Annotated in this window: 27 protein-coding genes; 9 read left to right on the top strand and 18 right to left on the bottom strand. The window is 63.0% G+C overall.

Translation table 11 applies throughout. The annotated features are described in order from the left end of the window. Positions 1-104: 104 nt before the first annotated feature. On the bottom strand, positions 105-1,337 hold the full coding sequence (locus NVV79_RS21960) for an aminotransferase class V-fold PLP-dependent enzyme (RefSeq protein ID WP_303994195.1): 1,233 nt from the start codon (positions 1,335-1,337) through the stop codon (positions 105-107). A gap of 89 nt (positions 1,338-1,426) precedes the next feature. Continuing rightward, entirely contained in the window at positions 1,427-2,032 is a 606-nt protein-coding gene (locus tag NVV79_RS21955; protein ID WP_303994193.1) for a Spy/CpxP family protein refolding chaperone, read from the bottom strand. A 168-nt stretch (positions 2,033-2,200) separates the two neighbouring features. On the opposite strand from NVV79_RS21955, the gene NVV79_RS21950 reads away from it, so the two are divergent. Beyond that, complete coding sequence (locus tag NVV79_RS21950) at positions 2,201-2,545, top strand: GNAT family N-acetyltransferase (RefSeq protein ID WP_303994371.1); 345 nt, start codon at positions 2,201-2,203, stop codon at positions 2,543-2,545. A gap of 65 nt (positions 2,546-2,610) precedes the next feature. Here NVV79_RS21950 and NVV79_RS21945 read toward each other — a convergent pair whose 3' ends face one another. From NVV79_RS21945 to NVV79_RS21930, 4 genes are all read right to left on the bottom strand, one after another. Then, the gene (locus NVV79_RS21945; protein WP_303994190.1) at positions 2,611-3,612 is read right to left on the bottom strand and encodes an alpha/beta hydrolase; all 1,002 of its coding nucleotides are present in this window, start codon (positions 3,610-3,612) and stop codon (positions 2,611-2,613) included. A 10-nt stretch (positions 3,613-3,622) separates the two neighbouring features. Then, the gene (locus tag NVV79_RS21940) at positions 3,623-4,258 is read right to left on the bottom strand and encodes a LysE family translocator (protein WP_303994188.1); all 636 of its coding nucleotides are present in this window, start codon (positions 4,256-4,258) and stop codon (positions 3,623-3,625) included. A gap of 17 nt (positions 4,259-4,275) precedes the next feature. After that, positions 4,276-4,704: a CBS domain-containing protein gene (locus tag NVV79_RS21935; RefSeq protein ID WP_303994185.1), complete on the bottom strand. Its 429-nt coding sequence runs from the start codon at positions 4,702-4,704 to the stop codon at positions 4,276-4,278. Between the two features lie 133 nt (positions 4,705-4,837). After that, on the bottom strand, positions 4,838-5,137 hold the full coding sequence (locus NVV79_RS21930) for a hypothetical protein (RefSeq protein ID WP_303994182.1): 300 nt from the start codon (positions 5,135-5,137) through the stop codon (positions 4,838-4,840). Positions 5,138-5,274: 137 nt separating this feature from the next. Between NVV79_RS21930 and NVV79_RS21925 the strand changes: the two genes are divergently transcribed. Beyond that, a complete protein-coding gene (locus tag NVV79_RS21925) occupies positions 5,275-5,694 on the top strand; it encodes a DUF4864 domain-containing protein (protein WP_303994179.1) in 420 nt (139 codons plus the stop codon). 30 nt (positions 5,695-5,724) lie between these two features. Here the strand turns inward: NVV79_RS21925 and NVV79_RS21920 are convergent, their stop codons facing one another. Continuing rightward, the gene (locus NVV79_RS21920) at positions 5,725-5,907 is read right to left on the bottom strand and encodes a hypothetical protein (protein ID WP_303994176.1); all 183 of its coding nucleotides are present in this window, start codon (positions 5,905-5,907) and stop codon (positions 5,725-5,727) included. 155 nt (positions 5,908-6,062) lie between these two features. Here NVV79_RS21920 and NVV79_RS21915 point away from each other — a divergent pair, with 155 nt between their 5' ends. Continuing rightward, positions 6,063-7,133: a LacI family DNA-binding transcriptional regulator gene (locus NVV79_RS21915; protein ID WP_303994173.1), complete on the top strand. Its 1,071-nt coding sequence runs from the start codon at positions 6,063-6,065 to the stop codon at positions 7,131-7,133. Between the two features lie 59 nt (positions 7,134-7,192). Further along, positions 7,193-8,395, top strand: coding sequence for a pyridoxal phosphate-dependent aminotransferase (locus NVV79_RS21910; protein WP_303994170.1), 1,203 nt, complete (start codon positions 7,193-7,195; stop codon positions 8,393-8,395). Positions 8,396-8,719: 324 nt separating this feature from the next. Here NVV79_RS21910 and NVV79_RS21905 read toward each other — a convergent pair whose 3' ends face one another. The 7 genes from NVV79_RS21905 to greA form a co-directional block, all read right to left on the bottom strand. After that, complete coding sequence (locus NVV79_RS21905) at positions 8,720-9,823, bottom strand: hypothetical protein (protein WP_303994167.1); 1,104 nt, start codon at positions 9,821-9,823, stop codon at positions 8,720-8,722. 634 nt (positions 9,824-10,457) lie between these two features. Next, on the bottom strand, positions 10,458-10,619 hold the full coding sequence (locus NVV79_RS21900) for a Thivi_2564 family membrane protein (protein WP_303994165.1): 162 nt from the start codon (positions 10,617-10,619) through the stop codon (positions 10,458-10,460). Positions 10,620-11,224: 605 nt separating this feature from the next. Further along, a complete protein-coding gene (locus NVV79_RS21895; RefSeq protein ID WP_303994163.1) occupies positions 11,225-11,737 on the bottom strand; it encodes a hypothetical protein in 513 nt (170 codons plus the stop codon). A 67-nt stretch (positions 11,738-11,804) separates the two neighbouring features. Then, on the bottom strand, positions 11,805-12,509 hold the full coding sequence (locus tag NVV79_RS21890; protein ID WP_303994160.1) for an HAD family hydrolase: 705 nt from the start codon (positions 12,507-12,509) through the stop codon (positions 11,805-11,807). Between the two features lie 261 nt (positions 12,510-12,770). After that, positions 12,771-13,664: a LysR family transcriptional regulator gene (locus NVV79_RS21885; protein WP_303994157.1), complete on the bottom strand. Its 894-nt coding sequence runs from the start codon at positions 13,662-13,664 to the stop codon at positions 12,771-12,773. 34 nt (positions 13,665-13,698) lie between these two features. Further along, entirely contained in the window at positions 13,699-14,649 is a 951-nt protein-coding gene (gene trxB, locus NVV79_RS21880) for a thioredoxin-disulfide reductase (protein ID WP_303994154.1), read from the bottom strand. A gap of 265 nt (positions 14,650-14,914) precedes the next feature. Next, complete coding sequence (gene greA / locus NVV79_RS21875) at positions 14,915-15,388, bottom strand: transcription elongation factor GreA (protein WP_303994151.1); 474 nt, start codon at positions 15,386-15,388, stop codon at positions 14,915-14,917. 279 nt (positions 15,389-15,667) lie between these two features. On the opposite strand from greA, the gene NVV79_RS21870 reads away from it, so the two are divergent. The 3 genes from NVV79_RS21870 to ettA all read left to right on the top strand — a co-directional run bounded on the left by NVV79_RS21870 (position 15,668) and on the right by ettA (position 20,291). Continuing rightward, positions 15,668-16,795 carry a PQQ-dependent sugar dehydrogenase gene (locus NVV79_RS21870; RefSeq protein ID WP_303994149.1) on the top strand — a complete coding sequence of 376 codons (1,128 nt, stop codon included), beginning with the start codon at positions 15,668-15,670 and terminating at the stop codon, positions 16,793-16,795. A 110-nt stretch (positions 16,796-16,905) separates the two neighbouring features. Beyond that, positions 16,906-18,492, top strand: a complete 1,587-nt coding sequence (locus tag NVV79_RS21865; RefSeq protein WP_303994147.1) for a GGDEF domain-containing protein — start codon at positions 16,906-16,908, stop codon at positions 18,490-18,492. A 143-nt stretch (positions 18,493-18,635) separates the two neighbouring features. Continuing rightward, positions 18,636-20,291, top strand: coding sequence for an energy-dependent translational throttle protein EttA (ettA, locus tag NVV79_RS21860; protein ID WP_303994145.1), 1,656 nt, complete (start codon positions 18,636-18,638; stop codon positions 20,289-20,291). A gap of 41 nt (positions 20,292-20,332) precedes the next feature. Here the strand turns inward: ettA and NVV79_RS21855 are convergent, their stop codons facing one another. From NVV79_RS21855 to NVV79_RS21845, 3 genes are read right to left on the bottom strand one after another with little or no spacing between them, the layout of a single operon-like run. Next, entirely contained in the window at positions 20,333-20,731 is a 399-nt protein-coding gene (locus tag NVV79_RS21855; RefSeq protein WP_303994142.1) for a type II toxin-antitoxin system VapC family toxin, read from the bottom strand. After that, the gene (locus NVV79_RS21850) at positions 20,728-21,819 is read right to left on the bottom strand and encodes a hypothetical protein (protein ID WP_303994139.1); all 1,092 of its coding nucleotides are present in this window, start codon (positions 21,817-21,819) and stop codon (positions 20,728-20,730) included. The genes NVV79_RS21855 and NVV79_RS21850 overlap by 4 nt, the downstream gene beginning before the upstream one ends. Beyond that, a complete protein-coding gene (locus NVV79_RS21845) occupies positions 21,820-22,455 on the bottom strand; it encodes an MT-A70 family methyltransferase (protein WP_303994136.1) in 636 nt (211 codons plus the stop codon). A gap of 571 nt (positions 22,456-23,026) precedes the next feature. Between NVV79_RS21845 and NVV79_RS21840 the strand changes: the two genes are divergently transcribed. Then, complete coding sequence (locus tag NVV79_RS21840) at positions 23,027-23,368, top strand: hypothetical protein (RefSeq protein ID WP_303994131.1); 342 nt, start codon at positions 23,027-23,029, stop codon at positions 23,366-23,368. Between the two features lie 48 nt (positions 23,369-23,416). Further along, positions 23,417-24,253 (top strand): alpha/beta fold hydrolase, encoded by an 837-nt coding sequence (locus NVV79_RS21835; protein ID WP_303994129.1) that lies wholly within the window; start codon positions 23,417-23,419, stop codon positions 24,251-24,253. Between the two features lie 234 nt (positions 24,254-24,487). Here NVV79_RS21835 and NVV79_RS21830 read toward each other — a convergent pair whose 3' ends face one another. Next, positions 24,488-24,937 (bottom strand): host attachment protein, encoded by a 450-nt coding sequence (locus NVV79_RS21830; RefSeq protein ID WP_303994126.1) that lies wholly within the window; start codon positions 24,935-24,937, stop codon positions 24,488-24,490. Positions 24,938-25,063 lie beyond the last annotated feature (126 nt).

Here is a 25,063-nt window from a genome sequence, read left to right as displayed (position 1 = left end):
ATGCGGAGGAGTCCGACACCCCCTCCCTAGCTTCACTAACGGCCCTGATGGGCCGAGTTACGCTACCCTCCCCTCAAGGGGGAGGGTGGATCTGGTGGGCGCGACTAGGGCAGTTCTTCATCCAACGCAGCGATCAACTGCTGTATCTCTTCCGGCGTTGTGTAATGCACGAAGGATAGCCGCAACACGCCGTGGTTGGGGTCGATGCCGACGGCTTCGAGCAGGCGGTAGGCGTAGAAGTGGCCGCCGCCGGCCATGACCTTGTGCTTTGCCAGGCGCGCGGCGATGGCGGCGCCGGGTTCGGTTAGGCCCAGGGCGATGGTGGGTGCGCGCAGATTGGGATCGTCGGGGCCGATGATGCGGACGGCGTTCTTCTTGCGCAGGTAATCGAGCAGGGGCGTGGCCAGGGCCACTTCCTGGGCGCGCATGGCGGCGTGGGCGCGGCGGAAGGGGTTTGTACCCTCGACATTGGTGCCGGCGATGGCGGCGACGGTTTCGAGATAGTCGACAATGCCCGAGGCGGCGGCGATCTGGGCGTGGTCGGGGCCGGCCGGGGTCAGGCGGTAGCGCAGCTTGTTGTCGTTGAAGAAGTGGCCCTGATTGGGGAGCGACATGGCCAACTCCGGCCGCACGGCCATGACGCCCTGATGCGGGCCATAGACCTTGTAGGCGGAGAAGACATAGATGTCGGCGCCCAAAGCCGCGAGGTCCGGCAGGCCATGGGGGGCGTAGCTGACGCCATCGATGGCGGTAACGGCGCCGACGGATTTGGCGCGGGCGGCGATTTCCGCCACCGGATTGATCTCGCCGGAGACGTTGGAGCAATGCGGGGCGGCGATCAGCCTGACCTTGCTGTCGAGCAGCTTGTCGAGATCGGCCAGTGCGAGGCGGCCGGTCAAGGGATCGACCTGCCATTCGCGGATTTCGGCGCCCATTTTCGCCAGCTTGCGCCAGGCGCCGGTATTGGCCTCGTGATCCTGATTGGTGACGATGACGGCGTCACCCGGCTTCAGCCAGAAGGCAAAGGCATTGCCCAACACATAGGTATTGGCCGAGGACGAGGGACCGAAATGAATCCAGTCGGCGGTGACGTTGAGGGCCTGGGCCAGGCGCTCGAAGCTGAGATCCATGGCGGCGCCGGCCGCCTGCGAGGCCGGGTAATGGCCATAGGGCTGGACCTTGGTGGCGCGGTAATAGTGGTCGAGCTTGTCGAGCACGGCGCGCGACGTATAGGAGCCGCCGGCATTTTCGAAGAAGGCCTGGCCCTGGAGGGACGGTTCGGCAAAAGCGGGGAATTCGGCCCGGATACGGGCGGGATCGAGGGGCAGGGCGGTCATGATCTATCCAGTCGGGTGGTCTCCGATTGGTAGTGGAAGGCCGTGAAAAAGCAAACCCCGGCGGTTGAGCGCCGGGGTTTGCGGATTGCCTAGCCCTTGGAGGCGGGGGCTGGCGCGGCCGGGCCGCCCTGCTGGCCCATATGGCGGGGGCCACCCTTGCCGAAATGACGGGGCCTGTCGCCGCGATCGGGGCGCTGCGGCGTCAACTGCGTCTGCTGCTCGGCGGTTAGGCTGTCGAAGAAGGCGGTGGCGGCCGGCTGCACGGCTTCGAGGGCGGCGAGGCGCGCGGTTTCGAAGGCGATGCGGTTTTGCAGGCGCTCGGAAATGCCTGGTGCTGCCTGGTCGTCAGCGGGGCGCAGGGCCGCGGTGGCGGTGGTGAAGGTTTCGGCGGCAGCCAGCGCGTCGGTCTTGAGGGTATCGAACAAGGCCTGCTGCTCGGATGTCATCTCGACGGCGTGGCTGAGACGGACGAGGGCGATTTCGACCGCTTCGGTACTGCCGCCAAGGAAATCGACCAGGCCACCGCGGCCGGGACCGCCAAAACCGTCCTGGCGGAGATGGAAGCCCGGACCGCCCTGGCGGAAGCTCTGTTCCTGGGCGGGCGCGGCGTCCTGGGCGTAGGTGGGGACAATGGCGGTCAGGCCGATAGAGGCCGTCATCAGTGCCACAATGGCGGTCGTGGTGATCGTCTTCATGGTAGGGTCCTTTGCATGGGAGCCGGTTGATCCGGCAGGAATGACCCTAGATTGTGTCGCCTGTTCAGGACCTTGCGGCCGGGTGAAGACTTGGTCAGGTTGGTAAGAAACGGGAGCGGGCTTTTGACCATCGAGATCGTGACGGACCCGTTTCCGACCGACGAGGCGATGCGGCGGCTGTGGCTCGTGGCATGGGGCGATGAGGGACCGGCGAGCTTCCAGCCGCTGCTGGAGCGGAGCCTGACGCATGTGGGCGCCTATGACGGCGCTCGATTGGTCGGCTTCGTCAATGTCGCCTGGGATGGCGGCGTGCATGCCTTCATTCTCGATACCTGCGTGGACGAGGCGTTTCGGCGGCAGGGGATTGCTTCGAAACTGGTGGAGCGCGCGGCTGACGTGGCGCGGCAGCGCGGGGCGCGGTGGCTGCATGTGGATTTCGAGCCGCATCTGGAGGGGTTTTATCGGCAATGCGGGTTTGGCCCGACGGCGGCGGGATTGATGCGGCTGGCGTGAGTGCCCCCTCATCCGCCCTTCGGGCACCTTCTCCCACGAGGGGAGAAGGGGATGGAGCCGGTGGTTCAGCGCGAGGACGAAGCCAGCGTGGTTCGCAGGAAGGCCAGCATCTTGTCGAGCGATGCCATGCCTTCCGGCGTGTCGAGGTTGAACTGGTATTCGTGCGGCAGAGCGGGCGCGTGGTCGGCTGGATAGAACAGGCTCGACACAGGCACACCCATGCCTGACAGCGAGGCGGCGAGGCGTTCGGCCTGCGGAGACAGCGGGTCGCCATTGCCGCTGGTGATATAGGCGGGCGGGAAGGCCGGCGTGACATAGTGGGCGACGGAGGCGAGGGTGAACTGTTCGTCCTCGACGAAATCCTTCACGCCCGAATAGGCCCAGAGCACGGTATTGACGAACCACGACATGTCGCCGCCGGGGACGGTGGCGGCCTGCATGTCATAGGCGCCGGATACCAGCAGTACGCCGCGCAACTGCGCCGGGTCGATCTGGGGCTCGATGCCGACCTGTCCGGCATAGGCCGGGTCGGTGATGATATTGGCGACCTGGGCGGCCAGTTGGGCGCCGGCGGAATCACCGGCCAGGATGATGCGATCAGGGTCGATGCCGAGTTCGGCAGCATGGGTCGAGACATGGCCCAGCGCGGCATTCACCTGGCGGACCGGGGTGGGATAGCTGGTGCCATAGCCGGTGGAATATTCCACGCCGACCGTAGCATAGCCCTGGCCGGACAGCACCTTGAGATAGTTGGCGACGCCGGCCTTGCTGCCGGCGATCCAGGCGCCGCCATGCACCCAGACGATGACGGGCAGTGGGGTGGAGGCGTTGGGCGGCAGGTTGAGGTCGAAGATTTCGGTGGGACCGGTGCCGTAGGGCAGGTCGGTGCGGGTGACGATGCCTGGCGGCACATGCTTGACCAGCCGCGCCTCGGAGGCGGCATCGCCCTTGCCGAAGGCGTATTGGATGACAAGGACAGTGGGCCAGGGGCTGAGCCGGAAGGCGAGGAACAGGGCGACGGCCAGTACCGCCACGATGCCCAGAATCCACAAGAACAGTCGCTTCATGCGCCCTCCACTACGGCCTGAGATCGCGCAGGCCGGAGATGAGCAGGGTGAGGCCCAGGGCGCTGAAGGCGGTGCCGAAGGCGGCTTCGATCCAGCGCCAGAAGTGGGCATAGCCGCGGCTGGCGAGGCCGGTGGAGAACATGACGCCGTAAAAGCCATAGATCAGCGTGGCCGAAAGCGCGACGACCGGGCCGAAGAGCAGGACCTGGCCGGGCGTGAGGCCGGTGCCAAAGAGGAAGGTGGCCAGCGCCATCCACATCAGCAGCGCCTTGGGATTGGTCATGACCACGAAGAAGCCGCGGCGCCAGGCAGCGCTGTCGGACAGGGTGCGGGTTTCGGCGCGCAGAGCGGCTTCGGTGCCGCGCAGCACGGCGCGCAAGCCGCGAAAGCCCATATAGCAGAGATAGGCGCCGCCGATGAATTTGAGCGCGGTGAGCAGAGCCGGCACGGCGGCGAAGATGGCGCCGAGGCCCAATGCGGCCAGGGCTGCCCAGACCACGGTGCCCGAGGCGATGCCGGCTACGACCAGCAGGGCGGCGCGACGGCCATTGCCCAGCGCCGCCCCGATGACGGCGAACATGTTGGGACCGGGCGAGGCCTGGGCCGCGACGACGCCGACAAGGGCAAGAAGGAAACTCTGCAGCATCGAAACGGCCCGCCGGATCAGGAAGCGATATATTCCCTTAGCACTTCGGCCTCGTGCTCGGCTTCCTGAATCTTGTATTTGACCACGTCGCCGATGGAGACGATGCCGATCAGCTCGCCGGTTTCGGCGACGGGCATGTGGCGGATGCGCAGGCTGGTCATGCGCTCCATGACCTCGGCAATGTCGGTATCGCGCTTGCAGGTGACGACGCCGCGGGTCATGGCCTTGCCTATGGTGAGGGACAGGGCGCCGGTGGGATCCTTGCCGAGGCGGCGGATGATGTCGCGTTCGGAAAGAATGCCGATAATGGCGCCACCGGTATCGGTGATGACCACGGCGCCGATATTGTGGGTGTTGAGCAGGTTCACCGCATCGGCGAGCGTATCGGTTTCGGGCAGGGTGTGGACGATCACGCCCTTGGTTTGCAGGATGGTATCGACAAGCATGTTGAAATCCTCCTCGGTGCGCACCGCACGGCAAGTGTGGACCTCGACCCATCGCGCGGCAATAGGCCGATGGTCGGAAAAAAGAAAAAGGGCCGGCGCAAGGCCGGCCCAGTGACGTCGGGAATCAGGGAGGTCAACCCTCGCCCTGGACAGGGGACCAGTGGCGGCGGGTCGTACGGCGAATTGGAGCTTCCGCCGGCAAAGCACCGCGCAAGGCAATGCGCGCGGCTTCGAACAGTATCGCGACGACGAGGATGGTCAGCGGCACCATGAACACCGCGATCTGGGTATCGGGCTGGCTGGCCAGGTTCGCGGCAGTGGCCGGTGTGACGCCGGCTATCAGGGCAACCACTGCGCCGAGGCCCACGATGGCCGTCGAGGCAATGGCATAGAGCCTGAAACTTTTCCGCTTGGTAGACGTAGATTTCTGCATGGGATCGACGTCGAGGCCCTTGTCTTCGCAATATTGGCATCAAGCCATGCGAATGCGGTTCGAGTTTGTGTCGAATGGGGTCGGGCGCGTACCATTTGGCGGCGAAACTGTGGCGGGAGACCGCCGGGGAGGCGTGCATGCGCAGGATATTCGCGTTGACAATGCTGCTGGCGGCGCTGGTTGCGCCCGGTGTGGCACAGGGCGAGCCGGCGCCGTGGCAGGCGGTGGTGAGCGGGCAGATCGCGGCGTTTCGGGCGCAGGATGGCGCAGCGGCGCTGGGCTTTGCCGGGCAGGGGTTCCGCATGCAGTTCGCCGGGGAGCCCGAGATGTTCGACGAGGCCATTGCCGCGGCGGGCTATGGGGCGATCGGGGAGTCGCGGACGCATAGCTTCGGCGCCTTCAACCGGATCAGCGAGACCGCGGTGCTGCAGGTGGTGACATTCGTCGGGGCGGACCAGCTTCTCTATGAGGCGGTCTATCAACTGGCCGACGAGCCGGATGAGGGCTGGCGGGTGCAGGGCGTGGTAATGCGGCGGGCGGCCGGCCTCGGCATCTGAGCCGAATGCCGGCCTTGGCGACAGATGGGGTCAGTCATAGGCGTGGGCGCCGAAATGATGACTGCGCGTCTTGTCCTGGTGGGCCAGCAAGGCGCTGACGGCGCGGGCGAGGGGGCGTAGCAGGCCATCGGGGAAGCGCCGCGTCTTGATGGCGGCGGGCGCTTCCCAGTGCTGGCGATAGATATCCTTGAACAGGTAGCTGGCCGGGATCATTTTCAGTCTCCTTTGGATCGATTCAAAATGTCGATAGGGAAATGCGGTTGAACCGGTTCAAAATGGAACCGATACGCGGCCGAGTCAAGCGAAATTTGAACCGATACAAAAATTCTGCTAGGAGAGGGCATGATGCAAAGGGAGTTCGACGGGCAGTGACGCGGCAGGGTGAAGCGAGCATCAGGCTCAAGGACGTGGCCAAGGCGGCGGGGGTGTCGCAGGGCACGGCGTCCAACGTGTTCAGCAAGCCCGAAGTCGTGCGCGACGAAGTGCGCGAGCATGTGCTGGCCGTGGCCAAGGATCTTGGTTATGCCGGCCCCAGCGTGACCGGGCGGCTGCTGCGGCAGGGCAAGGTCAATGCGGTGGGCGTGGCGGCGATCGAGCCGCTGCGCTATTTCTTCGAAGATCCGTGGGCGCGCCACCTGATGACCGAGATATCGGAAATCTGCGATGCCCGGGGGGCCGGCGTGGCCCTGGTTTCGGCGCGCAGCGACGAGCGGCTGGACTGGAATGTGCAGTCGGCGCTGGTGGATGGCTTCATCCTGCTCTGCGTCGAAGGCGGGGAGCGGCTGGTGGAGATTACGCGGCAGCGGCAATTGCCCTTCGTCGCGCTGGCCATCGGCGCGGCGGCGGCGCGGGATATTCCGGCCATCGGCGTCGACAACATTACCGGCGCCCGCGTTGCGGCGGAACATGTCATCGGGCTGGGACACCGGCGGCTGGCCATTCTGTCGGCGATGCTCAGCCACGGCAATGCCGGACGTGTCGATGCGGACTATGTGCGGGCGGCCACCTATTCCTCGTCGCGGGACCGGGCGAGGGGCTATTGGCAGGCCATGGAGGCCGCGGGGATAGACCGCTCGACAGCGCCGGTCTTCGAGACGCGTGAAGACGAGGCCAGTACGCATGCCGTCATGGCCGAAATGTTTGCCGGGCCGGAGCAGCCGACGGCGATATTGGCCATGTCGGACAAGATCGCCATGTATGCGGTCGACTGGCTGTTCCGCAGCGGACGGACGGTGCCCGATGATGTCTCGGTGATCGGGTTCGACGGGGTGCCGGAAAGCGCGGTGGCGACGCCCAAGCTCACGACGATGGAGCAGCCCATGAAGGAAATCGCCCGGCGGGCCGTCGAGGCGACGCTGGGCGGCAGGCAGGTCGAGGGCAAGCAGGTGTTGCAGGCTCGGCTGGTGGTGCGCGAGACCACTTCTCCGCCCAAGGCATAGCTTGCCCCTGATGGCGCGAGGCCGTATCAGTTTGCCCGGATTTCCGGGGAGAGTGACGAATGGGGTTCTTGTCCGAAGCATTGGAGCGCGTGGCGCCGTCGGCGACGGTGGCGATCAGCCAGAAGGCGCGCACCATGGCGCAGGAGGGGCGCGATATCATCGCGCTGTCCGCCGGCGAGCCGGATTTCGACACGCCGCTGCATGTGCGCGAGGCGGCCATCCGCGCCATGGCCGAAGGCAAGACGCGCTACACCAATGTCGATGGCATTCCCGAGCTGAAGGAAGCCGTGGCGGCCAAGTTCCGGCGCGATAACGGGCTGGACGTGACGGCGGCGGACTGTTTCGTCGCCTCGGGCGGCAAGCAGATCATCTTCAACGCGCTGATGGCGACGCTCAATCCGGGTGACGAGGTCGTGGTGCCGGTGCCCTATTGGGTGAGCTATCCGGAAATCGTGCGACTGTGCGGAGCCGAGCCGGTGTTCGCGGTGGCTGATGACACGACGGGCTTCAAGCTCAAGCCGGAGGTGCTGGAAGCGGCGATCACGCCCAAGACCAAGTGGCTGATCCTCAACACACCGTCCAATCCCAGCGGGGCGGCCTATACGGCGGAGGAGCTCAAGGGGCTGGCTGCGGTGCTGCTGCGGCATCCGCATGTGCATATTCTCACCGACGATATCTATGAAGTGCTGGTCTATGACGGCGGCACATTCGCCACTATCGCGCAGGTGGAGCCGACATTGCAGCCCCGCACGCTGACGATGAACGGCGTTTCCAAGTCGCATGCCATGACCGGCTGGCGCATCGGCTACTGCACTGGGCCGCGGCATATTCTGGGGGCGATGCTGAAGCTGCAGAGCCAGTCGACCACCAATCCCAGCTCCATCGCGCAATGGGCGGCGGTGGAAGCGCTGAACGGGCCGCAGGAATTTCTCGCCGACTGGCGGCAGGTGTTCCAGGAGCGGCGGGATCTCGTGGTCAAGGGGCTCAATGCCAATACCGGGCTCGATTGCCTCGTGCCGGAAGGCGCGTTCTACGTATTCCCCTCGTGCAAGCGGCTGCTGGGCAAGACCAGTGCCGGAGGCAAGCAGCTTGATAATGACGAGGATTTCGTCATGGCGCTGCTGGAGGAAACCGGCGTGGCGCTGGTGCATGGCACGGCCTTCGGATTGCCCGGGCATTTCCGGCTGAGCTATGCGGCCAGCAATGCCGAACTGGAAGAAGCGGTGGCGCGGATACAGGGGTTCTGCGCGGGGATACGCTAGTGGCGCTGGCGATCAGGCGTCCCTCCAGGATCGGACTCGCGGAGAGATACCCCCCACCAACGGACTTAGCTGAAGCTAAGTCCTATCTCGCTTCCCTCCCCACAAAGGGGGAGGGTGGGTTTGGTGGTGCCATCCCACGGAGTGCCCTTCTCCCCTCGTGGGAGAAGGTGCCCGAAGGGCGGATGAGGGGGCGCCACGCTATCCTTGGCATTGAAGCATGGGATGGCGCAGGACCCCTCACCCTCGAAAATCCGCTGAACGCGAATTTTCTATCCCTCTCCCACAAGGGGAGAGGGATGATCAGGTGGTGGGTGAGGCTTGCCGCTATTTCCCCAGCCAGCTCAGGAAGCCAGTATTGCCGCCCCCGGCCTGGGCGAACATGTCCATGAGTTTGGTGGTGGTCTGGTAGCTCTGCACGGCGGCCTGGTAGAACTGGTCGCTCCAGCCGGCGGCCTGGCGTTCCTCTGATGTCATCGAGGCGAAGAGGGACATGATGTTCTGGCTGAAGGCCGTGGGATCGCTGGATTTGGCGGCGTTCTGGAAGCCGGCCAGCAGGGCCGCGCCGCTCTTGCCGCGCATGGCCGTATTGGCGGCGCTGACTTCCTGGTCGGTGAACTGGCCGGTCTTGTCGAGCACGATGGCGGACAGCGTGCGGCTGCCGAATTTGGACATGTCGATATAGGTGCCGATGGTGGTGTTCTTGTTGAAGGTGGGCACCTTGCCGGTCTTGATGGCATCGGCATAGAGGGCGTCGAGCGTCTTGCGGGCGCCGGTGGCCACGTCGGCGATATCCTGCGGCTGGGCGGACTTGCCGGCTTCGACCAGCGCCAGATAGAGCGCCACCGGATCGTCCTCGCCCGCATCGGGCATGGTCTTGGGGGCGATCTGCAACTGTTTCTGCGCTTCGGTGATGGCGGCGCGGCCGGCGATCCAGTCGGTGCCGGCCTTTTCCTCGAGGCCGAGGCTGTCGAGATATTCGGCGGCGGCCTTGTAGAGGGCGGTGAAATTGCCGGTGACTTCGGCAATGGCGGCGGGGCCGGACAGGGCCGCTTCGAAACGGCGCTGCATTTCGAGGCCGGCTGCCTCGCGTTCGTCAGGAGTGAAGCTGTCGTCGCTGGCCATGGCGAAGAGTTCGCGGGCGTCGAGGCTGGTCAGGTCGAGTGCCAGCTTGCCGCCTTCGAGCGGCGAGGTGCGGTCGGCTTCGGTCAGCAGGGTGGTGAGCTTGGCGCGGGCATCTGAAATCACGGTGGCGAAGGTGCGGTCGGCGAGGGCGGCCAGGGCTTCGTCGGACAGGGTGACCGAGGTTGCCGCCTGTTCCGTGGTGCTGCCGGTTGCCGCCGTGCTGGTGCTGGTCGCGCCGGCGGCCTGGGCCGAGGCGGCGGCCTTGTAATAGCTCGATGTGGAATAGGCGCTGCTGACGGCAACCATCGGATGCTCCTGCGATCGGTCAGAGACCGTGATGCAAGCGGCGTGCCGGATGGAAAATTCAGCGAAAACAATCCGTTGGTATTTCTGCGCCCGGAAAGGGCGGCAGAACTTGCCGGGATTGGGGAAAGAATCGACCGGTAAAGAAAGGCCCCGCCCGAGGGGATGGGCAGGGCCTTAGAGGTCGTCAGCCGAAGCGTCTGACCTTGGAGGAGCGGCGCCACGAACGCCGCTGGTCTGGTCGGGCGCAGTATCGGACTCCTGATAGCGCGACACAAACGCGCAATGGGAAACGCTGCCATGCAGATTCGCCGACAGGTCTGTGCTCCGGGAAAAAAAGGCTCCAACCGAAGTTGGAGCCTGATGATAGGGCCGAAGCCAAATCGAAAGTTTTGGTCCAGCGCAAGGGAGGAGGAGATGCGCCGAACCGGGTGAACCCAGGCCAAGGGAGGAGGAGATGGCCTAGATCCGGTGTCGCAAGAAGCGGGTCCGAGGGGAGGAGGATACGGAGCGGCTTCACCAGCGACAAAGCCAATATAGGTTTTGACCGTTTGGTCAGCAATAGATGGGTCAACATGACTGCCATGCATTTCGCACAGCGACATTCTGTCAACCCGGGGGTCTTCTTTCGGTGGTGTCAGAAGACTGCCAGGTATTTCAGCAGGGAAATGATGCCGATGACGATCACCACAATCTGGATGATCTGGCGGACACGGGCCTCGACCGGCAGGCGCTGAACCAGCCATAGAATGAGGACGACCACCAGGAAGGTGATCAGAATACTGATTAGAAGGGACATTTGACGCTCCAAAGCACATATCGCGCAGGAAGTAACGCGGGTGTGAGCGGATCGTTGCGTGGGCGGCGCGGGCAAAAAAAGAGGCTCCAACCGAAGTTGGAGCCTGATGATAGGGCCGAAGCCAAATCGAAAGTGGGGCAGAGAGCAAGGGAGGAGGATATGCGCTCTGCCGTTGAACCTGGATCGAGGGAGGAGGATACGATCCCGGTTCGGTGTCGCGATACGGGGTCCGAGGGAGGAGGATACGGAGCGCGTCTCAGCGACAATGGCAATATGAACTCTATCGGATCGGTAGACAATACGATGACGAACATGTCAGCCATGCAATTTCGCGTAGGCTGGATAAAAATGTGGCCCCGCTCGAGGGGAGAGCGGAGCCACATAAGTTGCAGGAACGAATTCCCGCAAGGAGGGAACGCAGCAGGGCGCAAGGGAGGAGGAGAAGCGCCCGCTGTGCTGGGGGGCATATAGGCCGCGAGCTTCTGCTCAACAATCGGGCAGGTGACATGGAAGCCATGCGCCTCGCGCATGCGATTCCGAATAATCATGCCGAATCAAGGCCCCGGACCATTCGCAGAGGGATGGGCGGGGCCAGACGATGGATACTATTCGGTGGAGGCCTCGAGAGCGGCATACAGGGACTCCCGCAGGGTGTTCCCGTCGCCCAGGTCGATGTCGTCAATGCGCCAGATATATGGAGGGCCGTTCTCGGGATAGTCGGGCAGCAGGATCAGGGAATTTGAATAGTTGGCATCGGGGTATTCCGAGAAAGTGTAGTTGATGACGACGGTCGCTACCAAGTCTCGCACCGACGCCTCCCCGACCGTGCAGCCATCGGCATAGTCCGGAAAGGTGCGCCACGGGACGCCGTCGCCCATAGGCGGCTTGTCGCCCGGATGAGCAATTTCGTATTCGTTGCTGCGGGCAAAGGCATTGTCGATAAGTGAAGCAAGGTCATCAGCCAGCACGGCACCCGTAGGCGACATGTCGTTGCCGAGGCTGGAGATGCAGAAGATCTGGCCGATCTGCTCAGGCTTGATGGTGACCATCTGTGCTTGTGCGGGCAAGCTGGCAAGAAGGATGACCGGCAGCATGCCGATCGCAGCGACGTAACGCATGTGTTGTTCCCCCAAGACTGTGGCGCCGTTGCTAGCGGTGTCCGGCTGAATTGGCGATGAACGACGCTTAGCGCGATCCGTCGAACCGCGCGATGGCGTCGGCCAGTTCGCCGAGATGGGCGATGCGGGCATAGCGCGGCTGGCCCTCGGGCTCCTCGGCATGTTCATAGGACCAGGTCAGGTCATGCGGCACATAGACGGCGTAGCTGCCCGCTTCGAGTGGCGGCAGCACGTCGGAGCGCAGCGAATTACCGACCATGACCGTGTGGTCGGGGCCATCGGTATGGCGCTCGAAGATGCGGGCATAGGTGGCCCTGGTCTTGTCGGCGACGATTTCAATGGCGGCGAAATAATCGGCCAGGCCCGACGCGGCCAGCTTGCGCTCCTGGTCGAAGACGTCGCCCTTGGTGATCAGAATCAGCCGGTGGGTCTGCTGCAACGCGTCGAGGGCCTGGTCGACATAGGGCAGGGTTTCGATGGGGTAGCTCAGCAATTCGCGGCCGGCGGCCAGCACTTCGGCGATGACTGTGCCGGGGACGCGGTGGTCGGTGACGTCGAGCGCGGTTTCCACCATGGACAGGGCAAAGCCCTTCATGCCGAAACCGTAGAAGGAAAGGTTCTTCGTGACCGAGGCGATCAGGCGCTCATTGAGGTCGGGCGCGTCGGTATAGTCCTTGAGCAGGTCGGCGAAGCGCTGCTCGGTGAGGCGGAAGAACTGCTCGTTCTGCCAGAGGGTATCGTCGGCATCGAGGGCGATGGTGGTGATGGGCATAGGGACTACCGAATTCCCAGTCGTCTCCCTCCCCCTTGTGGGGAGGGATCAAGGGTGGGGGTGAGTCATACGCGCTGCTTTTGCGGAGGCAAACCCCCACCCTGCTCGATATACGGACTTAGCTGACGCTAAGTCCTATCTCGCTTCCCTCCCCACAAGGAGGAGGGTGGAGCCGGTGGATGCGGGAATATTCCGACCGCCATTCGAGCGCAGCTCTCTGACCTCAAATTGCTCCACCGGAGCGATTTGCCTGCGGGACGATCAGAAGCTCCATTCCCTGGCTTTTGCCACCAGGAAATCGCGGAAGACGCCGACGCGCTTGGAGTTCTTGAGGGCGGGCGGATAGACGAAATAGCCCTCATAGGCCGGCAGTTCGATCTCGGGCAGCACCTGGACCAGGCCGTCTTCCTTTTCGGTGACATAGTCGGGCAGCATGGCGATGCCGATGCCGGCGCGGCAGGCCTGCATCATGCCGTAGATGGCATTGACCTTGAGCGCGGCGCGGCGCGGGCTGGAATCGCTGCGGCCCATGCGTTCGAGATAGTTGATGTCGCCGAGATAGGACGGCACCGGCTCGCCGAAGCTGATGATGCGGTGGTCATCGAGCTGGTCGGCGCTGGCGGGCATGCCGAATTCGTCGATATAGGCGTTGGACGCATAGAAGTGGTTGTGGACGGTGAACAGCTTGCGCTGGATCATCTCGGACTGGTTGGGCCGGTGCAGGCGGATGGCCACGTCGGCCTCGCGCATGGCCAGGTCCAGCTCGGCGTCGTTGAGGCGGATTTCGAGCTGGATCAGCGGATAGAGCTTCAAAAATTCATCGAGCCGCGAAGAGAGCCAGGTCGAGCCGATGCCGACCGTGGTGGTGACGATCAGCGGGCCGGTGGGGACGTCCTGGCTCTCGGACATCTGGGTTTCCACCTGCTGGAGTTCCCAATGCATGCGGTGGGCGGTGCGGAACAGTTGTTCGCCCACTTCGGTCAGCACCAGGCCGCGGGCATGACGGATGAAGAGCTTGAGGCCCAGATCGTCTTCGAGGGCGGAAATCTGCCGGCTCACGGCCGACTGGCTCATGCCGAGCTTCTCGGCGGCATGGGTGAAACTGCCCGACTCGGCGGCGGTGTGGAAAATCCGAAGTTTGTCCCAGTCGAGCATTTCTAGGTGACGCCTTTGGTTGGGTGTCTGTTTTCTACTCCGCCGCTTCGGCGAGTTCGTGTTCGGCGAGGTAGCGTTCCGCTTCGAGGGCCGCCATGCAACCCATGCCTGCGGCCGTGATTGCCTGGCGGTAAACGTCGTCGGTCACATCGCCCGCCGCAAAGACGCCGGGCACGTTGGTTTCGGTGGTGCCCGGCTTCACCTGCAGATAGCCGCCGGGCTTCATGTCGAGCTTGCCGGCGAAGATCGAGGTGGAGGGCGCGTGGCCGATGGCGATGAAGACGCCGTCGATCGGCTGTTCATAGGTGCGGTTGCTGGCAATGTCGCGCAGCGTCACCGTATTGACCGAGGGCGGCATGGGCGCGCCGCCGACTTCGACCACTTCGGTATTCCAGCGCACTTCGATCTTGGGATTGCGGAACAGGCGCTCCTGCAGGATGCGCTCGGCGCGGAATTCGTTGCGGCGATGCACCAGGATGACCTTGGAGGCGAAATTGGTGAGGAACAGGGCTTCCTCGACCGCGGTATTGCCGCCGCCGACCACCAGCACTTCCTTGTTGCGATAGAAGAAGCCATCGCAGGTGGCGCAGGCGGAAACGCCGAAACCCTGGAATTTCTGCTCGCTGGGCAGGCCCAGCCACCTGGCCTGGGCGCCGGTGGCGATGATGACGCTGTCGGCGGTATAGACGGTGCCGCTATCGCTGGTCAGCGTGAAGGGGCGCTTGTCGAAATCGACGCTGACGATGATGTCGTTGACGATGCGCGTGCCGACATGCTCGGCCTGCGCTTTCATCTGGTCCATGAGCCAGGGGCCCTGGATCACGTCGGCAAAGCCGGGATAATTCTCGACATCGGTGGTGATGGTCAGTTGCCCACCGGGCTGCAGACCCTGAATCATCACGGGTTCCAGCATGGCGCGCGCCGCATAGATGGCAGCGGTGTAACCGGCCGGGCCGGAACCGATGATGATGACTTTCGCGTGCATCGCGACGCTCTCCGACAAATGCGAATATCCCTCGGCCCTAGTTAAGGGCCGAAGGAGTACTCTTTCAAGGCAAACCATTCCTCCGGCCGCTACGTGCCTGTGGAACAGACGGAAATGTCACACCCTTTATGGGCATCTGCTCAAGATTTATGAGCAAATGCCCAAAGTTTGGGCGGGGAACGCCAGGCGCGGAGCTTGTCCGCCGCGTTCCAGCTCTTTTGCGTTCGAATCATCCGAAAAGCGCGCCGCACTTTTCGGACGAACGCTAGACATACTTGATCTTGATGATTTCGTAGCTGCGGGCACCACCGGGTGCGGCAACCTCGAACGAATCGCCCTCGGATTTGCCGATCATGGCGCGGGCGATGGGCGAGGAAATCGAGATACGGCCGGCCGAGGCATCGGCCTCGGGATCGCCGACGACCTGATAGGTCTTTTCTTCCTCGGTGTCCTCGTCGAGATAGGTGACGGTGGCGCCGAACTTGACCGAGCTGCCGCTGAGCTTGCTGACATCGATGATGTCGGCCAGCGCCAGGATGGTCTCGAGTTCCTTGATGCGGCCCTCGTTGAGGCTCTGCTGTTCCTTGGCCGCCGAATATTCGGCGTTTTCGGACAGGTCCCCATGGGCTCGCGCTTCGGCGATCGCGTCGATGATGCGACGGCGCTCATTGGCAGTGCGATGCTCAAACTCGGCGGTGAGAGCCTTGTGGCCACCCACCGTCATCGGAATCTTGTCCATTCGTAGCCTCCTCGGCACGATAGAGCCGCGATGCGGCTCCAAGTCTTTGATGTCATAGCATTTTGCGGACAAGCGGTTTCCCGCTTCTCCGCGCGATGCTCTCATAGCCTTCTCCCCAGCCAAAATCCCGTTCGGCGTGCGCTTCACGATTAGTTTTGAGGGGAGATGGGCTCAAATTGCCCGCCTGCCGCGTTTCGGTCAAGCGGGTGTCGATATGAAGATGGTCATGTTCACATGCCGGTTCAAGTTTTTACGCCTAGTCGCGTCGAAAGGCCTCAGATGTTTCGCTTTGCCATAACCTCCGCCGCGCTCCTGGCGCTTGTCCCAACCGTAGCGGCCCAGACCGTCCAGTCGAGCGCTGGCAACCTCACTGCCACCGTTGTCGCCGAGGGATTGGACCATCCCTGGGCACTCGGTTTCCTGCCCGACGGGCGCATGCTGGTGACTGAACGCAGCGGACAGTTGCGGGTGATCGATGAGGGCGTGGTCGGCGCGCCCGTTGCCGGCCTGCCCCAAGTCTATAACCAGGGGCAGGGCGGCTTGCTCGACCTGGCGCTGGCGCCCGATTTCGAGACGAGCGGGCAGATTTATCTCACCTTCTCCGAGCGCGCGCAGGATGCCGGATTGCAGCGCGGGCAGGGGACGGCTTTGCTGTCGGCGCGGCTGGTGCTGGAAGGCGACAGTGGGCGGCTGGAGGACAGCCAGGTCATTTTCCGCATGAACAATTTCACCACCACCAATCGGCATTTCGGTTCGCGGGTGGTGATCGGGCAGGACGGCAACCTGTTCGTGACACTAGGCGAGCGGGGCGACCAGAACCGGGCGCAGGACATGATGGACCTGGCCGGGGCCATCGTGCGCATTGCGCCTGACGGTTCGGTGCCGGATGACAATCCGAAACCCGAGGGCTGGGCACCGGAATTGTGGAGCAAGGGCCACCGCAATCCGCAGGGCGCGACCCTGCGCGATGACGGGGTTCTGTTCACGGTGGAGCATGGTGCCCGCGGCGGGGACGAGGTGAACATGCCGCAGCCCGGCGCCAATTACGGCTGGCCGGTCATTACCTATGGCGTCGATTATTCCGGGGTGCCGATCGGCGAGGGCACGGCAAAGGAGGGGCTGGAGCAGCCGCTGCATTACTGGGACCCCTCTATCTCGCCTTCGGGGCTCGATTTCTATGAGGGTGACCTGTTGCCGGAATGGCAGGGCGACCTGCTGGCGGGCGGGCTCAGCGGGCAATTGCTGGTGCGGCTCGATGTCGAGGGCGACGCCATTGTCGGCGAGGAGCGGCTGTTCGCCGGCCAACTGGGTCGCATCCGCGACGTGCGGGTGGGGCCAGATGGCGCGATCTACCTGCTGACCGACGAAGACAATGGAAGGCTGATCCGGGTGGCGCCGGAGGGCTGATGCGCGATCGGGCAATTGCAATAGAGCGGTTTTGCTGAATCTTTACGGGATCGCGCTCCAATAAGGTGTCCTTATCGAGTGTGCTCCCCGACGTGTCCGATCAGTCGTCGATGCCTTTTGCCAAACAACTTGCCGCGTGCTGGCGCATGGGGCGCACCGGGCGTTCGGATGAGGCGCTGGCGGAGTCGCGTCGGCTCTATGGCCTGGCGGAGGCGGCAGAAGACGGGCTGGGCATGGCCGAATGCCTGACGCAGATCGCCTGGTTCTGTCTGCAACTGGGGCTCGCCGACGAGGGCATTGACTGCGCCGTGGCGGCCAAGGAGCTGTGGAGCCAGCATGGCCGCACCCATGGCCATGCCAATGCCTCGGCCATCTATAGCTGGCTATTGGTGGAAATGGGGCTGGTCGACGAGGGCTTTGCCGAGGCGGAGACGGCAATGCGCCTGGCCGAGATGCAACCCGATCGGGGCATGCTGGCCTTTGCCATGAATACCAAGGCCATTGCGCTGATGTATTGCCGGCAGGACCACCTGGCCGGGCCGTTGCTCGACCGGTGCCTGGAGCTGGTGACGGGGCTCGATGCCCGCTCGGAAGAAGCGCTTTACCGCACCAACCTGGCCTATTCGCAGGTCTCGATGGCCGAGGCGGCGGAAAGCCGCGGCGACATGGCGGAGGGGCGCCGCCTGCGCGAACTCGCCATCGTCACCAATGACCGGGCCATTGCGGTCGCAGAAGGGTGCGGGGATAGCTGGTCGCTGCGCACGGCGCTGTGCAACGGGGCCGAATATCATGTGCTGACGGGCAATATTGCCCTTGCCCGGACCTATCTGGCGCGCTGGGAGGCGGTGGCCGGCACGGTGGGGCTGCGCGAGCGCATCCATTACATCTATACCAGCGCCGAATTGCTGACCCATAGCGGCCAGTTGGCCGAGGCACTGGCGCTGAGCGAGGAGGCGGTGGCGCTGGCGGCTGACAATGCCAATGCCGACCACAAGGCCAATACGATCAGGCGGCTTGCCGAAGTGCATGAGGCGCTGGGCAATTTCGAGCAGGCGCTTGGTCTCTACAAGCAGTTCCACACCGCCTATCAGCGGCAGATGGGCGATGTGACGCGGCGGCGGGCGCAACTGGTGGAAATGCAGTTGCAAACGCGCAAGCTGCAGGCGCGCGCGGCTGTCTTCGAGGAACAGGCAGGGCAGGATGCGCTGACCGGGCTGCCGAACCGGCGGCGGTTCGATGCGGCGATCGAGGAACTGCGCGGCAGCCGCTTCTGCCTCGGCATTCTCGATCTCGACCACTTCAAGGCGGTCAATGACAGCTATTCCCACCTGGTGGGGGATGCCGTGCTGCGGCGCGCGGCCGAGCTGCTGAACGGGCTGGGCTGGGGCATGCAGGCCTTCCGGCTGGGTGGCGAGGAATTCGCGCTGCTGTTTGCCGATCTCGATATCGAGCCGGCGGCGGCCGTGGCCGAAGCGGTGCGTGAGGCATTTTCGCGGGCGGACTGGTCCGATCTCGGGCCGGGGCTACGCGTCACGGCCAGTATCGGCCTGGCGGTTGCCGGGCGCGGCATGGAACAGGCCGAACTCATGGCCATTGCCGACCGCCGGCTCTATCGGGCCAAGGCGCAGGGGCGCGACCGGCTGGTCGCCACCGATGCGGTGGAAGAGCTCGAGCCGCCGGCCCAGAGTTTCGGCTAGGTCGGATCGTCAGCCACCGCGAAGGCGATTCCGGACAAGCCACTGACCCCGCGCCCGGTCTCTTCGGAGAGTTGCCTGATAGCCCCGGTTACCCTACATAGACGGCCAATTCTCCCCGAAGTCCTGAAGAGGTTCGCAAGCCTATGGCTCGCCAGTTCATCTACCACATGCACGGAATGTCCAAAGCCTATGCCGGGGGCAAGAAGGTGTTGGACAATATCCATCTCAGTTTCTACCCCGACGCCAAGATCGGCGTGCTGGGGCCCAATGGCTCCGGCAAGTCGACTTTGCTCAAGATCATGGCCGGCATCGACACCGAATTCCAGGGCGAAGCCTGGGCCGACAAGGGCGCCAAGGTGGGCTATCTGGCGCAGGAGCCGGAGCTCGATCCGGCGCTGAACGTGCTCGGCAACGTCATGACCGGCGTCAAGGAAAAGAAGGCCATCGTCGATCGTTATAACGAGCTGATGATGGACTATTCCGACGAGACGGCCGACGAGGCGACGCGGCTCCAGGACCAGATCGACGCCGAGAATCTGTGGGATCTCGAAAGCCAGGTCGAAGTGGCCATGGAGGCCCTGGGCTGCCCGCCCGGCGATGCCGATGTGACCACGCTGTCCGGTGGCGAGCGCCGCCGCGTGGCGCTTTGTGCGCTGCTGCTCAGCAAGCCCGACCTGCTGCTGCTGGACGAGCCGACCAACCATCTCGACGCCGAAACCACGGCCTGGCTGGAGCGGCATCTGCGCGAATTCGAAGGCGCGGTGCTGATCATCACCCACGACCGCTACTTCCTCGACAATGTCACCGGCTGGATTCTCGAGCTCGATCGCGGGCGCGGCGTTGCCTATGAGGGCAACTATTCCGCCTATCTCGGCGCCAAGGCCAAGCGCTTCGCGCAGGAAAAGAGCGAGGATGCCGCCCGCGCCAAGGTGCTGGAACGCGAAAAGGAATGGATGGGCCAATCGCCGCAGGCGCGCCAGTCCAAGTCCAAGGCGCGTATCAAGGCCTATGACGAACTGGTCAAGATCAACGAGGCGCGCACCCAGTCGCACACCGCGCAGATCATCATTCCGCCGGGCGAGCGGCTGGGCCACAATGTCATCGACGTGGAAGGGCTCTCCAAGTCGTTCGGTGATCGCCTGCTGATCGACAACCTCAGCTTCAAGCTGCCGCCGGGCGGCATTGTCGGCATTATCGGGCCGAACGGCGCCGGCAAGACCACCCTGTTCAAGATGCTGACCGGCCAGGAAAAGCCCGACGCCGGCACGGTGACCGTGGCCGAGAATGTCCATCTCGGTTATGTCGACCAGAGCCGCGACAGCCTCAACGCCAACAAGACCGTCTGGGAAGAAATCTCGGAAGGCGACGAAGTGCTGATGCTGGGCAGGCGCGAGGTCAATTCGCGTGCCTATACGTCCAGCTTCAACTTCAAGGGCGGTGACCAGCAGCAGAAGGTGGGCAATCTCTCGGGCGGGCAGCGCAACCGCGTGCACCTGGCCAAGATGCTCAAATCAGGCGCCAATGTCCTGCTGCTCGACGAACCAACCAACGACCTCGACACCGAAACCCTCGCCGCGCTCGAAGAGGCGTTGGAGGAATTCGCCGGCTGCGCCGTGATCATCAGCCACGACCGCATGTTCCTCGACCGGTTGGCCACGCATATGCTGGCGTTCGAGGGCGACAGCCATGTGGAGTGGTTCGAGGGCAACTTCGCGGACTATGAGCAGGACAAGATCCGCCGGCTGGGCGCCGATGCGGTGAACCCGAAGCGGGCAACGTATAAGCCGCTGACGCGGTGAAGGATGGGATACGGAGGATCCTGTGGGTTCCTCCGATCAACCTATGGAGGGCAGATCAACGTCAGCTGCGGAAAGTAGCTCCGGAAATCCTTGGGGTTAGCTGTCAGCAAAGGGCTTCCATCATCATTTGCCGCGGCTCCGATCAAAAAGTCCGACAGAACGTTGGACTTCGCTCCCCCACGTGTCCGATATTGCTTAAATGCTTTTCCAGCCATGAATAGCGCAGCGTCAGAATAACGGGTTCTTTCGATTGAAAGCGACTGTATTGCTGCCGACGTGTCTGCAATCGAGCCCATACCGACAGATAGTTCACTATAGACAACGTCGCAAACTACTAAGGGCCGATCAGCCGCTAATAACTGCTGCTTAGCCCACTCATGGTTCTTTGCGGCCGGATTAAGCGCATCTATCAGCACATTCGTATCGACAAACGTTGTCATTCGCCCCTCAAAATACGCATTAATTCCTCTGAGCTAATGTTGGGTTTGATACCTTGTTCGCTCAGACTTGAGAGCGCTCTCTGAATGTTTTGCCGCGCTAACTCCGATGTGTCCGTGTTTTCTAGATCTTCTAGATCAAATACATCAAACCCAGCAAATTTTGCCAACAGCGAGCAGACCTTTGGCAACGACTTTGCAATACGCAGGTTTGTGGAATGGACCGCGGCAATCGGATTGTCGTTATTTGCAATGTAGTTTGCGACCTCGGCTAGAAGCACGCCGGTTCTTTCGCGTACCGCCTCGTCGTCAAAGCGGCGTAATCCTCCGCACGCCTTATACAGTCTCGTCAGATGTTTACTTGCAAGGTCTTTCTCAATGCTGCGACTACCAGAAACTTGAAAAAACCCAGATCCGAACAAGTAGTTCTCGTAGTTCTCTTCTGGTGACACAAGGCCTTGGATTTCCCGGGTCAACAAGACTCGATCGAGCGTTAAGAAAAGTGCATCCACCCACCAACGCTCGACCTTCTTCGACTTTAAGCCACCCAGCCCGGCCTGTGTGTAGAGATACGCCAGATTGGTAGAAAGTTTTCGCGAACCCTCGCCTGTATAATTTGAGCTTTTTGACACAAAGCCCTGTATATCGTTCGCAGTGGCGCGCCGCGGCTCCCACTGTAGGTCAGGACCGAATCTGTCAGCTATATAGTGATGAGCCCACAAGGCCGGCCTACTTTGGTAGGGCTTTGCGCCTTTCCAACTACCGACAAGGCTAAGGTTGAAGGCGAAGAGCGCTAAACTGTCGAAGCGATCGGAGTGTCTAAAGTTGATGGCTTGGAAAACGAGCTCGTCGGCAACGATCCAGTCGATCCCGGCGCGGGTTATATTGAAAAGGAAAAAGTTAATCGGGATGTAGTCTGGCCGGCCAAGCGGTGCAATTCTTTTTCGAAACTCACTTCGGGTTACATGTTCTGTCTTCCCGTCGAACCCAACCCGGATAGCTTCGTGTAACTGCTTAAGACCAGCCCCCTCGGGCCCCCAGCTATAGTTCTTCGTAAAGCTCCCGGGCCGCCATTCAGTTGGGGCAGGCATCTATTCAGCCGCCGAATTGTAGGCGTAGGTTTCCCAGGTTGGGCGATAGCTCTCGTCGGCCTGATTGCCCCAGTAGCTCCAGCCGGGTCGAGTGCCGCGGGCGAACAGTTCGAGGTATGGGCCTTTCGAGCAGCTCTCGATCAGCTCATACTGTTCGTCCGGCTTGCGCGAATGTTCGCGCTTACGGGACGACATGTAGTTGACCTGACTGCGCCCCGGTTGCTCGGTGCGCGCGTTCTTCCCACGCACGCCAAACAGTAGAAGTTCGGTAACGTTACGAAAATAGAAACCGACGCCACGCCCGTCGGAGCCGCCATCCTTGCGGATCTTGTGCCAGACGATGTTGGATTTGTACTGGAAGCCCCAGGACTGCATGACCTGCAGACCTTCGGGAAGCAGGGCGTTAGGCACCCACATATATAGATGAGCAGTGGGCTCGGCGAAGTTGGCGATGGGCAGGTCGCAGATTTCCCCGGTGGACATGGTGCCGTATCGCGCAAGGCGGCGATGCTCTGGAGCAACCTTGCCGGTGCGATTGACGAAGCGCCATGGTGGGTCCGCCAGGATTGTGCGGAAACGCTGACCCTGCATCTTCTTGTTCAGATCTAGAATGGTATCAGTGACGTGGATGTTCACGAACAGGCCCTCACAGGTACCAAAAACACAAGAACAAAGGCAGAACTTAAATCTGCTAGTCAAGTCTTAATTGAGTCGGGCCCGCGAGTCTGGCTTGCCGAGTGTCATTATGGGGACAACTTGGGGTTGAGCCAGCCCACTGGCCGGGTAGAAGGATAGAAAGCGCTATCCAACTTATCCCCGCCCCCAAAATCTCCCTTATCCTTCCTCCATCACTCCACACGGCGGCCTGCAGGCGAACGGTGGTGGGGTGGGCCGGGTGGGGGGCCTCTCCCACAGGTTCGAGCCCGGGCGGAAGCGTGTGCGCGACTCCCTGTGCTGTTCCAAAAACCGGCACCCCGGGCCGATTGTCGTCTCATTGTTAATTTCCTACGGGGCGGCAATCGCTTCGGGGTCCGCCTTCGCTGCCGGCTTTGGCACGGGACATGACAACCGCGTGACAGGCGGGCGCCCTGGCATGCCTGCTTGTTCTTCCGTTCACCTGTGCGCGCAAAAATCCGCGACACTCCGGCATTCCCGCGCTAAGAGAGAGCTACGGCGATGCACTGGCTGATTGCTCTGGGGGCAAGACTTGAAACGGATGATTTGGGCGGCCGCGGTCATGGTCGCTGCGACGGGCGGGATGGTGACGCTGGCGGCGGGGGCGCCGGGGCAGTGTACGGTTACCGGATATGACACGTTCGATTGCGATGTGGCGCTGGATGGCGGCGGGCTGACATTTGCGCTGCCTGATGGCAGGACCTTTGCCTTTACGCTGGTCGAGGAGGGCGTCGGTACGGGGTTCCTGATCGAGGCCGATGCGCGGCCGGGGCAGGTGCCCGAGGAACTGCGCGACTTCCGCGCCGTTGACGGCAAGCCCGGCTGCTGGGCGCGCGGTGAAGATTTCGAATTCTGCGTGCTGGTCGAGCAATAAAGCGGCGCCCCGTCGGGGGAGCGACGCTACCGATACGGAGAATTGCAGGTGATTGGCGAGGCGTTTTCGGTCGCGGTTGGCGGGGCCGTTCTGGCGGGACGCCAGGTGGGCGAGGGCCTGCCGGTGGTGTTCCTGCATGCCGGGGTCTGCGACAAGCGCATGTGGGAAAGCCAGATGGAAGCCGTGGCCGAAGAGGGCTGGCACGCCATTGCCTATGACCGGCGCGGCTATGGCGAGAGCGAAAGCGCGGACGCGGCCTTCAGCCATATCGACGATCTCGAAGCGGTGCTCGCTTCGCTGGATATTCATGCGGCGGTGCTGGTGGGCTGCTCGATGGGTGGCGGGCTGGCGCTGGATTTCGCGCTGCGCCATCCCGGCAGGGTGATCGGGCTGGTGCTGCTCGGCACCTCGGTTACCGGAGCGCCGTGGAGCGCGACCGAGGCCGAACAGCAGATCGAGGCGGCCGAGGAGGATGCCTGGGAGCGGGGCGACCGCGACATGCTCAACCTTGTGCAGGCGCATGAATGGCTCGACGGGCCACGGGCGCAGAGCGGGCGGGTCGGCGGCGCGGCGCGCGAACTGTTTCTCGACATGAATGCCTTGGCGCTGGGCAAGCCCGAGCTGACGCAGGAGGAGCGGCCGCCGCTGGCCTGGCCGCGCGTGAGCGAGGTCGGCGCGCCGACATTGCTGCTGGTGGGCGACGAGGATTTCACCGCCATCATCGACCGGCATGAGCATCTGTCCGAGGAAATGTCCAATGCCTTCGCCGCCGTGCTGGAGGGCGTGGCGCATATTCCCAGCATCGAGCGGCCCGAACTGGTCAATTCCATGCTGCTGGAATTTCTCGACGCCATCGAGGGTGGAGATGACGAGGATGAAGAATAGGAGGGGGAAGAAAGAATACCCCCTCCTAGCCTCCCCTGAAAAGGGGGAGGAACAGATCGAGCTTGTGGCATGATCTGGCCAAACCCACTGGGTGGATTCCTCCCCCTATCAGGGGAGGTTAGGAGGGGGTATCCGCTTCACAAACTGATTCAAGACATTGAGAAGCCGATTCAACGCGTTGGCAGGTTGAATCGGCTTCTGTGTTCAATGCATTGATTTTTCTGCTGTTTCTTCTCAGGCTGCGATGATGCCATCCAGATGCTGGTCGAGCTGTGCCGTGGGGGTGTTGGTCAGGTCCTTGTTCAGCTCGGCGACGATGGCTTTCTTGACGGCCGGTGTCAGAGCCTGGCGGATGTCGCCCAGCGCGGTGGGAGCGGCGGCGATGACGAGGCGGTCGAAGGCGCCCTGCTGCTGCTTGCGGTCCAGCGTGGCGGCGACCGATTTGACGAATTCGGTTTCGCGGTGTTCCACCGGATCGGTCCGGGGTTCCATGGCGCTGCGGCCGCTGCCGGCCGAGGAGTGACCGCGGCCCGGGCGGTCGGTGACGATTTCCTGCGCCTGCAGCGGTTCGATGGCCCAATCGAGACCATCGACCTGCTTGAGCCCTTTGCCCGGACCGGTATTTTCGAGGACGCGCGCCTGTGCGCCGTCGGCGATCAAAACCCAGGTGACGGTCTTTTTCATGATGTGCTCCTGCTGGTGTTGGTCGTGATGGAAAGCGCGTTGCGCTTGAGGCCAAACGCCCCGGCACGAAAAAGGTTGGCCTTGCCCATCAGCTTTGCAAGGTAGCGCGATCACAAACTCTGATTG

The organism is Devosia ginsengisoli, assembly GCF_024707105.1.
In the GTDB taxonomy this organism is placed as follows: Bacteria; Pseudomonadota; Alphaproteobacteria; order Rhizobiales; family Devosiaceae; genus Devosia; species Devosia ginsengisoli_A.
Note: the sequence above shows the minus strand (reverse complement) of the source record. Positions and strands in the feature narration are given on the sequence as shown.